Origin of the sequence: Brevundimonas sp., from assembly GCF_041688735.1 — a bacterium.
Classification (GTDB): domain Bacteria; phylum Pseudomonadota; class Alphaproteobacteria; order Caulobacterales; family Caulobacteraceae; genus Brevundimonas.
In genome coordinates, this window is the sequence record NZ_JBDNHO010000114.1 from 1 (window position 1) to 11,112 (window position 11,112).

The following is an 11,112-nucleotide window of genomic DNA, read 5'->3' on the forward strand; positions in this document are numbered from 1 at the left end:
CGACAGCGGGAAATATGGCTTGATCCGACGCATCTGCTTGTCCGTCAGCCAAAACAGATCACTCATGACAGGCTCCTCCTGCCACCAGTGAATCAGATCGCCACGACCGTGTGAATCCCTTTAATGGGTCCTGAGCCTAGTCGGATGTGACGACTTCAGGGTCGGAAGTTTTCGGACAGCGCCAGCATCGCGGCCCGTTCCTGCGTCGAATAATCGTCAAGCGCCTCTTCCTCGCCCTCGCGGATCGCCCTGAGTAGAGCGGGCGTCAGGGCCGAGGAAAGCGACCAGTTCCAGTATCGCAAGACCGTCTGTGTCCGATCGACGGCCAGCATGTCGTAAGTGATCTGGACGCGTTCCCAGACCGGGTCCACATCGCCTTCGGCGGTGAATTCGGGGCGACGCATGGAGCGCCACAACAGGGCCAGATCGCCTTTCGACAGGCCCGTCGCCTTGCACAATATCGCCAGCGGTTCCCCGCCGGGATCGCCCATGATCTTGGCGCCGGTCAGGGGCTTGAGGCCCGACAGATGGGCGATCTCGGTCGCCGTCTCGCGCGTCATGCCGTCCGCTCCGGCCGTGGCGATCGCCTGTTCCAGATCGTCGAAGGGACTCTTCTCGACGGCGGCGCGGTTGCGCTGGCGACGCTCGATGAACTGCAGCGCCTTGTGGGACACGGGATCGGCCCATTCCTCGTCGGCGGCCATGGCAAAGACGTCCTCGGCCACCTCCTGCATGACCTCGCGGGATACGGCGAACCGTTGCAGGATCGTGCGGCGGTCGTCCGGCTCGCACCACCAGAACATGACATAGGCGCTCGACGGCCTAAGCTCGGGCCGCTTCAGCAGATGGTGGCACAGGCCACGGTCATGGCGGCTCAGGCTGACCGCGCCCTCAATGGCCGTCTGGCTGAGGCGCGCCGTGGTGTTGCGCAGCACCGCCTCGATGACGTGGCTCTCGCCGAAGCTGATCAGCGTCTCTGTCACCACCTCGGACAGACCGCGGCGGCTGGCCATCAGGAAGCGGTGCTCGACGGCCGCGTCCCGGGCGCAGGCGCAGGCGACCAGATCGGCGTCCGTCAGCGAGGCGCAATGGTCGATCAGCAGACCGGCGATGTCCGACGCGTCGTGCAGCAGCATCCGCGCCAGCGCATTGGGCAGTTCGGCCAGGGGCGCCAGCCGGGCGGCCACCCGCTTGCGATCCTCATGCGAGGCCAGCCGCAGCATCTCGACCAGCAGATCGCCCGTCACCGACCGCTCGAAGGCGTTGATCCGGGTGGTGGGCAGCGACACCACGTCGGCCAGCCGTTTCAGCAGCGCGTGGCGCGCGCGAAAGCCGCCTTTCGGGGCGGCATCCTCTGGGCTGGGCTCGGACTCTGACATGTCGAGGCGACGATACAGCCCGGCCGGTTAACCGGCGGTGACGGCGCAAGCGACGTCGGTCAGGGCGAAGTCGCCGCCCTTGTAAAGCAGAAGGAGGCCCCATGACTTGGCCAAAGCATAGGCGGCGCAATCGCAAAGGTTCAATCGGGCCCTCTGTATGCCCTTGCCGAAGCGGGCACACGCCTCGAACGCCGCCATCGCCTGGGAATCGTCGAACGGAACCACCTGGACGCCGTGGAAGGTCACCAGATCCCTGACCTCATGAACCGCCCCGGCCTGTTTCCGGCCGAGGATGACCGTCTCGCTCTCGAACACCGTCATGGCGGAAACCAGTCCGCGGTTCCTGGCCATGATCGTCATCTAGGCTTCGGCCGCGGCCTCAAGCATGATGATGGCGACGATTGCCGAGCTCTCGATCACTATCAAGGATGTCCTGGTTCAGGTCATTCTGGATTTCGTGAGTGGAGCGGCGGTCCTGATCTGGGACGGCGACTGGGTCCGGCATGGTGAGACAGGCAACTGCGCCCCCGGCTCGCGCCCTGCGATAGATTGCGCCGTTTGACCTCCACGTTCTTGAGCGTAGGCTTCAAGGGGGGGACTTTTCGGCTCATGACCTACGAACTGGATGAAGACGGGATCAATCTGCGGGAATCCATCATCCGCAGTCCGATTGCCTCGGTCATCAGCAACCCGCGCCTGCCGGACAATCCGATCATCGCGGTGAACCAGGCCTTCTGCGACCTGACCGGCTACGCCGATGACGAGATTCTGGGCCGGAACTGCCGATTCCTCGCCGGACCGGCGACCGAGCCATGGCTTACCGAGCGCATCCGTGCGGGTACGCGCGAGCGACGGGCGACCCTGGTGGAAATCCTGAACTACAAGCGCGACGGGCGGCCGTTCCGCAATGCCGTGCTGGTCGCGCCGGTCTTCACACCCGACGGCGAGCTGGAGTATTTCCTCGGCTTGCAGGTCGAGCTGGATGACGACGCGGTCGGCCCGTCGTCCAGCCGTCACCACCATGCGGTCGAGGTGGTCCGCACTCTGTCACCGCGCCAGCGCGAAGTCCTGCAACAGATCGCGTCGGGTTGCCGCAGCAAGCAGATTTCCTACAATCTGTCACTCAGCGAGAAGACGGTGAAAATGCACCGCGCCTTGATCCTGGAGAAAATCGGCACCCACAACATCGCCGACGCCATCCGCGTGGCGGTCGAGGCCGGGCTCTAGCAGCCTGATCTACTGAGAAACAATCGCTTCGCGACTCGGCCGATGCCGTGTATCCGAGTTCAGGTACCCGCCACTCTCCGGGTACGGCCTAAAGCCCGTATGGCGCAGCCCCGCCGAATGGCAGAAGGATTCCGTTACACGGCCAGAGAGTGCCGCTCGGAGGAAACACCATGCCAGCCATAAGCATCGAGCAGTATGTGCTCGTTTACAACGCCTTCTCTTTCACCTTTGCCATTATGGCCGCAGCGACCCTTTTCCTGTGGCTAAGCCGCTCGCAGGTCGCACCCGCCTACAGGACCGCTCTGGTCATCTCCGGTCTGGTGACGGCCATCGCCGCCTATCACTACCTCCGCATCTTCGATAGCTGGGGACAGGCTTATGAAGTCCGCGACGGCGTGATCCAGGTCACTGGCCTGGCCTTCAACAAGGCCTACCGCTATGTCGACTGGCTGCTGACCGTGCCGCTGCTGCTGATCGAACTGATCCTGGTCATGCGCCTGTCGCAGTCCGAGACCATATCCAAGGCAACGAAGCTGGGCATCGCCGCCGCTCTGATGATCATCCTGGGCTACCCGGGTGAGATCGCCGACGACAACACCACCCGGGCCATCTGGGGCACGCTGTCGACCATCCCGTTCCTGTACATCGTCTGGGAGCTGTTCAAGGGTCTGGGGGCCGCGATCGAGCGCCAACCGGAAAGCGTCAGGGGCCTGATCAAGTCAGCCCGTTTGCTGACCTTCGCCTCCTGGGGCTTTTATCCGATCGTCTACATGATCCCCTACACCAACATGGGTGGCGGTACGGTCGAGACGGCGGTGGAGATCGGCTACACGATCGCCGACATCATCGCCAAGGTCGGCCTGGGCATCTTGATCTTCATCATCGCGGTCCGCAAGACGCAGATCGAGTACGGCGACGCGACCACGAAAGACGCGGTCACCCACTAACCGGAGAGAGGGTGGTTCCGCATCGGGACCACCCTTCTCTTTCGTTCGTAAGGACCACCGACAATGCCTCCCCTCGCTCGCAGCGGCCTGGACCTGCCCCTGACGGCCCTGATTCTGGGCTTTCTGGGCTGCGGTCTGGCGCTCGCTGCGGGCGTTTCTTTGTCAGGATCACTGGCGACATCCGTCGGCTGCCTGATGCTACTTGTTTTCGGCCTGCCGCACGGGACGCTGGACCTGCACCGCATCCGCGACCAGGCCCAGGGTCCCGTGACCGGGTTGATCGTGCTGCTCACCGTCTATCTGGGCCTGGCCATGGCCATGTTCGGCGTGTGGCATTTCGCGCCTGTGCTGGCGCTCGTGATCTTCATCATCGTGGCCGTGGTTCATTTCTCTGAGGACTGGACCGGCTCCGGTTCGAGCCTGCTCGAAAAGGGCCTGGCTCTCGGTCTTCTGGCCGCGCCCACGCTGCTGCACCGCGCGGAACTCGACGGAGTGTTCATCGCCCTGACAGGCCGGACGGAAGCCCCGGTTGTCACGGAAGCGCTGACGCTCGTGATGCCCACCGCCCTGGTCATCGGCGTCGTGGCCCTGGGGGCGCTGTGGTCTGCGGGCCATCGACGGCGCGCCGCCGCCGGTGCCCTGGCGCTGACAGGCATGATCTTCCTGCCGCCCGTCATCGGCTTCGCCCTCTATTTCTGCCTGTTCCACTCTCCCCGGCATCTGGGAGAGAGCCTGCGCGCGTTGGCGCGGACCCGCCGACACGTGTGGGTCAGGATCATCCTGCCTATAACTGCGGCGGCCGGCGCGATCGCCGCCGGCCTCTACGGGCTGGAGCTTCGCGCCGATGCCGCCTCGCGTCTGGTCGCCGCCAGCTTCATGACCCTGTCCATTCTGACCATGCCGCACATGCTGGCACCCTTCGTCATCGCTTGGATGGCGCGCCCTCGAGTGTGGCGGTCGCTGGCACGTACAGATCAGACACAAGGTGAAGGCCGCGCCGGTTAACCGGGCGCGACGGCGCGGGCGATGTCGGTCATGGCGAAGTCGTCGCCCTTGTAGAGCAGGGGGGCATTGAGGGACTTGGCCAAGGCATAGGCGGCGCAGTCGCACAGGTTGAGGCGGGGGGGGTGAACACCCTTGCCGAACTCCAGATAGGCCTGGGTCGCCAAGGCGGCCTGGTTATCGTCGAACGCAAGGACTGTCGCTCTACAGAGCGCCAACAACTCACGCACCCGGGAGACCAGAGTCTGATCCTTGCGGGCTCGAATAACGGTCTCGCATTCGAATACGGTCAACGCCGAAATCCAGAAGGCCTGGCCGGACGCCAGGACGGTCGTGAACGCCTCAGCCTCGGGTTCACCCAGGATGATGGCGACGAGAGCCGACGTATCAAGGACGATCACTCGCCGTCATCCAGAAGCCAGTCAGAGATTTCCTTCAGGCTGCGCGTGTCTCGATCGGGGATGGCCGCCGCTGCGCCCTGTATTTCGCGGACCTTGGCCATGAAATCCTTTCGTCGCTTGTCGCGTTCCGCCTCCAGCAGAATGACGTCGCGTTCCAGAGCGGCGCGAACCGCTTCAGTAATGCCGCTCTGGCGAAGTTCGGCGGCTCGGCGCGCCAGTTCATCCGTCCGCTGGTCCTTGATGTTCAACGCCATGTCTTCCTGCCTTTCGACAGGAAGATAGCATATGAAGGGAAGACACGCGACCCGCTACAGCCCCTCGAACAGCGCCGTCGACAGATAGCGTTCGGCAAAACTCGGGATAATTGTCACGATCGTCTTGCCCGCGTTCTCGTCCAGGCTGGCCAGCCGGAAGGCGGCGACGAGGGCGGCGCCCGACGAGATGCCGACCGGTATGCCCTCGACCCGCGCGGCCTTGCGGGCCATCTCGAAACTGTCGTCGTTGGACACCTGCTCGACCCCGTCGATGACCGACCGGTCGACGATCGAGGGGATGAAGCCCGCGCCGATGCCCTGGATCTTGTGCGGCCCCGGTTCGCCGCCCGACAGCACGGGCGAGGCCGTCGGCTCGACAGCGATCATCCGCACCGAAGGCTTTCTGGCCTTCAGCGCCTGGCCGACGCCGGTGACGGTTCCGCCCGTGCCGACTCCGGCCACGACGATGTCGACCGCGCCAGCCGTGTCGTTCCAGATTTCCTCGGCTGTCGAGACGCGGTGGATAGCGGGATTGGCCAGGTTGTCGAACTGGGCCGGGCTGACGGCACCGGGCGTCCGCGCGAGCAGTTCCTCGGCCATGGCGATGGCCCCCTTCATACCCTTCTCGGCCGGTGTCAGCACCAGTTCGGCCCCCAGCAGAGCCAGCATCTTGCGCCGCTCGATCGACATGCTCTCGGGCATGACCAGGATCAGCCGATAGCCCTTGGCCGCCGCCACGAAGGCCAGGCCGATGCCGGTGTTGCCGCTGGTCGGTTCGATCAGGATCGCGCCCGGCCCGATCGCTCCGGCCTGTTCCAGCGCCTCGATCATGGCCACGCCGATGCGGTCCTTCACCGACGAGGTCGGGTTGAAGAACTCCAGCTTGGCCAGCACGGTCGCCTTGGGCTGGTACTCGGCCGACAGCCGCGGCAGGCCGACGATCGGGGTGTCGCCGATCGTGTCGAGGATCGACGCATAGACCTTGCCGCGCCCGACTTTCATATGGCGGGAGGGGTCGTAGGGGGCGTCGGACATGCAGGGTCTCCGGCGAGAAATACGGGGCGAGCTTGAAGCACAACTCTGCGGGACGAAACCACGCACGTCGGACATGGGGGCGCTGCTGACGACAGCAAGGGTGCCGCCGACGCTAGCCCGGTGCGCCACATCCTTCTGTCGGTCTTGAAGCCCTACCTTTACGCCGCATTAACCATAGCGCCGCATCCGTTGGGAATGCGCAATCTCGCCGCCGCCGTCGAAGCGATCGACCCTCTCGTCGTGACCGGCAAGGTCGCGGGGGTGAACGGCCTGTTGATCGAGTCCAAGGGTGGCCTGTCGCGTCTGTCCGTCGGGGCCCGGGCCGAGATCGATCGCCGCCACCTGTCGCCCCTGCCGGCCGAGGTGGTCGGCTTCCGCGACGCCAAGGCGCTGCTGATGCCGTTCGGCCCGGTCGAGGGGGTGGCCCCCGGGGGCCGACATCCGCATCATTTCCTCGGCCGCCAGCGTGCGCCCGACCACCGCTTGGCTGGGGCGCGTCATCGACGCCTTCGGCCAGCCCATCGACGGCAAGGGCCCGCTGCCGACCGGCCCCGCCGCCTATCCCCTGCGCGCGCCCCCGCCCCCGGCCCATTCGCGCGGCCGGGTCGGCGAACGGCTCGACCTCGGCGTCCGTGCCATGGATGTCTTCACCACCACCTGCCGGGGTCAGCGGCTGGGCATCTTCGCCGGCTCGGGCGTCGGCAAGTCGGTGCTGCTGTCCATGCTGGCGCGACAGGCGACCTGTGATGTGGTCGTGGTCGGCCTGATCGGGGAACGGGGCCGGGAGGTCCGCGAATTCATCGAGGAGACCCTGGGAGAAGAAGGCCTGCGCCGCGCCATCGTCGTAGTCGCCACCAGTGACGAGCCCGCCCTGAAACGCCGCCAGGCCGCCTATATGACCATGGCCATCGCCGAGTTCATGCGCGATCAGGACCTCGAGGTTCTGTGCCTGATGGACTCGGTCACCCGCTTCGCCATGGCCCAGCGCGAGATCGGCCTGGCCGCAGGCGAGCCGCCGACCACCAAGGGCTATACCCCCACCGTCTTCACCGAACTGCCCAAACTGCTGGAGCGCGCGGGGCCGGGACCGGTGCGCCCGGACGGCACCACGGCGGGACCGATCACCGCCATGTTCACCGTGCTGGTGGACGGCGGCGACCATGACGAGCCCATAGCCGACGCGGTGCGAGGCATCCTCGACGGCCACATCGTCATGGACCGCAAGATCGCCGAGCGCGGCCGCTTCCCCGCCATCGACGTGCTGAAGTCCGTCAGCCGGACCCTGCCCGGCTGCCAGACCCCGCCCGAGCGCGAGCTGAACCGCCGCGCCCGCCAGTGCCTGTCGGCCTATGGCAATATGGAAGAGCTGATCCGCATCGGTGCCTATCGCGCCGGGGCCGACCCCGTCGTTGACCGGGCCATCGCCCTGAACCCCGCGCTCGAGGCCTTCCTCGGACAGGATCAGAATGATGTGACCCGTTTGGCCGATTCCTTTGACCGTCTGGAAACCATTCTGAACCAAGGGATGGCGCAGTGACCGGAGACGCAACATGACCGCATGGGCCCAATCCCTGATCCGCATCTCCAACTATGAGGTCGAGACGCTGCAGAAGCGCCTCACCGAGATTACAGCCCGTCGCGCCTCCGCCGAGATGCGCATCGCTGTGCTGGAGGCCGAGGCCGAGATCGAGCAGGAACGCGCCCGCTCCGACACCGACGCCGCCCTGCTGCTGCAAGCCTATCTGAGCGGCTGGAAACTGCGCAAGGGCGCGGCCGAGGCCGATGTCGTCGTCATCGACGCCGAGGAGGAAGGCGCCCGCGACGCCCTGTCCGGCGCCTTCGAAGAGCTCAAGAAGTTCGAGCACGTGGCCGAAACCACCCGCCTGAACGCCGTCATGGCCGCGGGCAAGCGCGAGACCGCCGCATTCGACGAACTGGGCCTGCGCCGGCGCAGCGCTTAGATGCCTTCTCCCCTGTTCGAGAAGGAAGCTCAGATCGGCGCGACCGCCACCCCCGCCGCCGTCAGAGCCGCCGCCAGCGCCTCGACTGCGGCGTCGACCCGCGCCGCATCCCGCCCCCGCACCACCAGACTGGTCCCCATCTCTCCCACCGAGCCGTGGCCGAACGGATAGCTGCCGAAGCTGATCTCGCGCTCCGCCTTGGCCGCCGCCGTCAGGATGTCGGCGATCGACCCCTCGCCGACGCCGGAGACTCTCAGTGTGCGCGCGTGCACCACCGCCCCGGTCCGCAGGCGCGGGGCCACGTCCTCGAGCATGGCCGTCATGATCTTGGGCACCCCCGCCATGACGAAGACGTTGCCGATCTGGAAGCCCGGCGCGTCGGTCACCGGATTGGCGATCAGCGTGCCGCCCTCGGGAACCCGCGCCATCCGCCGCCGCGCCGTATTGAAGTCGTCGCCATAGCGCCGCGCCAGAATGGCGACCGCGTCGGGGTGTTCGGGCAGGGCCACGCCGAACGCCGTCGCGACCGCGTCGGCGGTGATGTCGTCATGGGTCGGGCCGATGCCGCCGGTGGTGAACACATAATCGTGCGTCGCGCGCAGGGCGTTCAGACTGTCGACGATCTGGTCCTTGCGGTCCCCAACCGTCCGGCACTCCAGCAGGTCGATCCCCAGCGCCGCCAGAAGCCGGGCGATGGTGTTCAGATTGGTGTCCTGGGTCCGGCCGGACAGGACCTCGTCGCCGATGATCAGGACGGCGGCGGTGGGCGATGGAGCGGTCATGCCTTCCGTCTAGCCTATCCGGCACCCGCGCGCGCCGCGACACTGGCTCGCTACCCACGTGGCGCCTCAACCCGGCCTTGAGGTTTGTGCTATAGTCTTCCATCCGAGGCCCAAGCCCTCGCGACCCGGACGCCCCGAAAGTCGAGCCAATGTACGAGACTCCCGAACTGGACGAGGACGCCTTCGTCCGCACCCACGAGATCCGCGTCCACGACGCCGGGGCATATCAAGGCATGCGCGCGGCAGGCCGTCTGGTCGCCGGGGCGCTGGACATGATCACCCCCTTCGTGGTCCCCGGCGTGACCACGGGCGAGATCGACGACCGTATCCGCCAGTTCACCCTCGACCACGGTGCCCTGCCCGCCTGCCTGGGCTACAAGGGCTATGAGAAGACCGTCTGCACCTCGATCAACCACGTCGTCTGCCACGGCATCCCGGGCGACAAGGTCCTGAAGGACGGCGACATCGTCAACATCGACCACACCGTCATCGTCGACGGCTGGCACGGCGATTCCAGTCGCATGTATGCGGTCGGCGAGATCAACGCCCGTGCCCGCAAGCTGATCGACGTCACCTATGACTCGCTCGACGCCGGCCTCGCCCAGATCAAGCCGGGTAACACCTTCGGCGACATCGGCTACGCCATCCAGCAGGTGGTCGAGGCCAACCGCATGTCGGTGGTGCGCGACTTCTGCGGCCACGGCATCGGCCGTCTGTTCCACGACAGCCCCAATGTCCTGCATTACGGGCGCCGTGGCGAGGGTGCGACGCTGAAGGCCGGCATGTTCTTCACCGTCGAGCCGATGGTGAACATGGGCAAGCCGCACGTGAAGGTTCTGTCCGACGGCTGGACAGCCGTCACCCGCGACAAGTCCCTGTCTTCCCAGTGCGAGCACACCATCGGCGTGACCGAGGACGGCATGGAAATCTTCACCACCAGCCCGGCAGGACTGTTCCGCCCGCAATTCTAGGCTAGGTTGCTCTTCCGTCGCGGGAGGCGCTGTTGGACCTATTGACAACACCTGTTCTGTTGGACCATACTCCAACATGAAGGCGCGGCTGAAGCGCCAGGAGGAGATTCGCATTGGCGACGGCGAGGTCCTGTATCTCGTAGTTTGGGAGCTGCTCACACCGCTGCTGATGTCGAACCACCTCTACAAGTACAGCCTCGCCTACGTCTGCGACGAGGTCTGCGTCGTTCGCTATGACAACGAGCGTGGCAAGGGCGACCACCTGCATGTCGGCCAAAGGGAGTTCCCGTATGGATTTGTCGATCTCACCCAGCTCGAACTCGATTTCCGACGAACGGTACGAGAATGGAGAATTCAGAACGGTCGTCTTCAGCGTGAGGACTGAGGACGAGGTCTTTGCCGACGTCCGTGGTGCCTTTGAGTGTGTGGAGAAGGGCTATGCCGAATCCAGCTTCATCTCGTCCGACCTGCTTTGGCGCGTCTTGACCGGTAAACGTTGGGACATACTGACCGCGATGGCGGGTGCCGGCGAAATGAGCATCCGCGAAGTCGCCCGAAAGGTCGACCGCGACGTCAAGGCGGTCCATGGCGATGTCACTGGACTGATCAGGAACGGCATCGTCAGGCGCGGCGACAGCGGCAAGGTCATCTTCCCCTACGACTATTTCGAGCTCAGGGTTTCCAATCGCCGGGCCGCAGCCTGAGCATGGGCGCCGCCGCCCCGCCTGCCTCGCCCAAACCCCACCACGCCGGCCACCGCGAGCGGCTGCGCGACCGCGCGCGGGCCGCCGGGATCCACCACCTGCCCGACTATGAACTGCTCGAACTCTTCCTGTTCCGCAGCCAGCCGCAGGGCGACGTCAAGCCGATCGCCAAGGCCCTGCTGGCCCGGTTCGGCTCGCTGGCGGCGGTGCTGGCGGCTTCGGTCGAGGACCTGATGACGGTCCGCTGTGCGGACATCCGGGGCCGCGCCAAGGGCATCGGCGCCGAGACCGCGCTGGACCTCGCCGCCCTGCACGAGGTCTCGCGCCGGGTGGCCGGGGAAGAGGCGGGCAAGCGCACCGTCATCTCATCCTGGACCGCCCTGCTGGCCTATGTCCGCCTGTGCTTGCAGCATGAGCCGCGCGAGCAGTTCCGGGTCCTCTACCTCGAC

The 11,112-nt window shown here is 65.9% G+C and carries 15 protein-coding genes and 1 pseudogene; 10 read left to right on the top strand and 6 right to left on the bottom strand.

Annotated features, from left to right (window positions below; genetic code table 11):
• Positions 1-155: 155 nt before the first annotated feature.
• Both ACESMO_RS11825 and ACESMO_RS11830 read right to left on the bottom strand, forming a co-directional pair.
• Positions 156-1,379 (bottom strand): DUF2336 domain-containing protein, encoded by a 1,224-nt coding sequence (locus tag ACESMO_RS11825; protein ID WP_372708345.1) that lies wholly within the window; start codon positions 1,377-1,379, stop codon positions 156-158.
• A 27-nt stretch (positions 1,380-1,406) separates the two neighbouring features.
• Positions 1,407-1,730: a type II toxin-antitoxin system VapC family toxin gene (locus ACESMO_RS11830; RefSeq protein ID WP_372708346.1), complete on the bottom strand. Its 324-nt coding sequence runs from the start codon at positions 1,728-1,730 to the stop codon at positions 1,407-1,409.
• A gap of 34 nt (positions 1,731-1,764) precedes the next feature.
• On the opposite strand from ACESMO_RS11830, the gene ACESMO_RS11835 reads away from it, so the two are divergent.
• The 4 genes from ACESMO_RS11835 (at position 1,765) to ACESMO_RS11850 (ending at position 4,558) form a co-directional block, all read left to right on the top strand.
• Positions 1,765-1,941, top strand: coding sequence for a hypothetical protein (locus tag ACESMO_RS11835; protein WP_372708347.1), 177 nt, complete (start codon positions 1,765-1,767; stop codon positions 1,939-1,941).
• A gap of 47 nt (positions 1,942-1,988) precedes the next feature.
• Positions 1,989-2,606 carry a LuxR C-terminal-related transcriptional regulator gene (locus ACESMO_RS11840; RefSeq protein ID WP_372708348.1) on the top strand — a complete coding sequence of 206 codons (618 nt, stop codon included), beginning with the start codon at positions 1,989-1,991 and terminating at the stop codon, positions 2,604-2,606.
• A 170-nt stretch (positions 2,607-2,776) separates the two neighbouring features.
• Positions 2,777-3,553, top strand: a complete 777-nt coding sequence (locus ACESMO_RS11845) for a bacteriorhodopsin-like (RefSeq protein WP_372708349.1) — start codon at positions 2,777-2,779, stop codon at positions 3,551-3,553.
• Positions 3,554-3,616: 63 nt separating this feature from the next.
• Positions 3,617-4,558 carry a Brp/Blh family beta-carotene 15,15'-dioxygenase gene (locus ACESMO_RS11850; protein ID WP_372708350.1) on the top strand — a complete coding sequence of 314 codons (942 nt, stop codon included), beginning with the start codon at positions 3,617-3,619 and terminating at the stop codon, positions 4,556-4,558.
• Here ACESMO_RS11850 and ACESMO_RS11855 read toward each other — a convergent pair.
• The 3 genes from ACESMO_RS11855 to cysK are packed head-to-tail and all read right to left on the bottom strand — an operon-like array spanning position 4,555 to position 6,245.
• Positions 4,555-4,956, bottom strand: a complete 402-nt coding sequence (locus ACESMO_RS11855; RefSeq protein WP_372708351.1) for a type II toxin-antitoxin system VapC family toxin — start codon at positions 4,954-4,956, stop codon at positions 4,555-4,557. The genes ACESMO_RS11850 and ACESMO_RS11855 overlap by 4 nt on opposite strands.
• Positions 4,953-5,210, bottom strand: coding sequence for a type II toxin-antitoxin system VapB family antitoxin (locus ACESMO_RS11860; protein ID WP_372708352.1), 258 nt, complete (start codon positions 5,208-5,210; stop codon positions 4,953-4,955). The genes ACESMO_RS11855 and ACESMO_RS11860 overlap by 4 nt, the downstream gene beginning before the upstream one ends.
• Positions 5,211-5,264: 54 nt before the next feature.
• A complete protein-coding gene (gene cysK, locus ACESMO_RS11865; RefSeq protein ID WP_372708353.1) occupies positions 5,265-6,245 on the bottom strand; it encodes a cysteine synthase A in 981 nt (326 codons plus the stop codon).
• A 195-nt stretch (positions 6,246-6,440) separates the two neighbouring features.
• Here cysK and fliI point away from each other — a divergent pair.
• Positions 6,441-7,782 (top strand): annotated as a pseudogene (gene fliI / locus ACESMO_RS11870) (flagellar protein export ATPase FliI).
• 13 nt (positions 7,783-7,795) lie between these two features.
• On the top strand, positions 7,796-8,206 hold the full coding sequence (locus tag ACESMO_RS11875) for a flagellar export protein FliJ (protein WP_372708354.1): 411 nt from the start codon (positions 7,796-7,798) through the stop codon (positions 8,204-8,206).
• 29 nt (positions 8,207-8,235) lie between these two features.
• Here ACESMO_RS11875 and ACESMO_RS11880 read toward each other — a convergent pair whose 3' ends face one another.
• Entirely contained in the window at positions 8,236-8,988 is a 753-nt protein-coding gene (locus ACESMO_RS11880; protein WP_372708355.1) for a competence/damage-inducible protein A, read from the bottom strand.
• Between the two features lie 149 nt (positions 8,989-9,137).
• Between ACESMO_RS11880 and map the strand changes: the two genes are divergently transcribed.
• The 4 genes from map to ACESMO_RS11900 form a co-directional block, all read left to right on the top strand.
• Positions 9,138-9,959 (top strand): type I methionyl aminopeptidase, encoded by an 822-nt coding sequence (map, locus tag ACESMO_RS11885; RefSeq protein ID WP_372708356.1) that lies wholly within the window; start codon positions 9,138-9,140, stop codon positions 9,957-9,959.
• Positions 9,960-10,035: 76 nt separating this feature from the next.
• A complete protein-coding gene (locus ACESMO_RS11890) occupies positions 10,036-10,344 on the top strand; it encodes a DUF6516 family protein (protein WP_372708357.1) in 309 nt (102 codons plus the stop codon).
• Complete coding sequence (locus ACESMO_RS11895; RefSeq protein ID WP_372708358.1) at positions 10,334-10,663, top strand: transcriptional regulator; 330 nt, start codon at positions 10,334-10,336, stop codon at positions 10,661-10,663. Before ACESMO_RS11890 ends, ACESMO_RS11895 begins: the two co-directional genes overlap by 11 nt.
• Positions 10,664-10,665: 2 nt before the next feature.
• Positions 10,666-11,112 (top strand): RadC family protein (locus ACESMO_RS11900; protein WP_372708359.1); only part of this gene is annotated, 447 nt, incomplete at its 3' end.

Coding starts and splice junctions, on each gene's coding strand:
- ACESMO_RS11825 (WP_372708345.1), bottom strand. CDS start 1,379: ATGTCAGAGTCCGAGCCCAGCCCAGAGGATGCCGCCCCGAAAGGCGGC.
- ACESMO_RS11830 (WP_372708346.1), bottom strand. CDS start 1,730: ATGGCCAGGAACCGCGGACTGGTTTCCGCCATGACGGTGTTCGAGAGC.
- ACESMO_RS11835 (WP_372708347.1), top strand. CDS start 1,765: ATGATGATGGCGACGATTGCCGAGCTCTCGATCACTATCAAGGATGTC.
- ACESMO_RS11840 (WP_372708348.1), top strand. CDS start 1,989: ATGACCTACGAACTGGATGAAGACGGGATCAATCTGCGGGAATCCATC.
- ACESMO_RS11845 (WP_372708349.1), top strand. CDS start 2,777: ATGCCAGCCATAAGCATCGAGCAGTATGTGCTCGTTTACAACGCCTTC.
- ACESMO_RS11850 (WP_372708350.1), top strand. CDS start 3,617: ATGCCTCCCCTCGCTCGCAGCGGCCTGGACCTGCCCCTGACGGCCCTG.
- ACESMO_RS11860 (WP_372708352.1), bottom strand. CDS start 5,210: ATGGCGTTGAACATCAAGGACCAGCGGACGGATGAACTGGCGCGCCGA.
- cysK (WP_372708353.1), bottom strand. CDS start 6,245: ATGTCCGACGCCCCCTACGACCCCTCCCGCCATATGAAAGTCGGGCGC.
- ACESMO_RS11875 (WP_372708354.1), top strand. CDS start 7,796: ATGACCGCATGGGCCCAATCCCTGATCCGCATCTCCAACTATGAGGTC.
- ACESMO_RS11880 (WP_372708355.1), bottom strand. CDS start 8,988: ATGACCGCTCCATCGCCCACCGCCGCCGTCCTGATCATCGGCGACGAG.
- map (WP_372708356.1), top strand. CDS start 9,138: ATGTACGAGACTCCCGAACTGGACGAGGACGCCTTCGTCCGCACCCAC.
- ACESMO_RS11890 (WP_372708357.1), top strand. CDS start 10,036: ATGAAGGCGCGGCTGAAGCGCCAGGAGGAGATTCGCATTGGCGACGGC.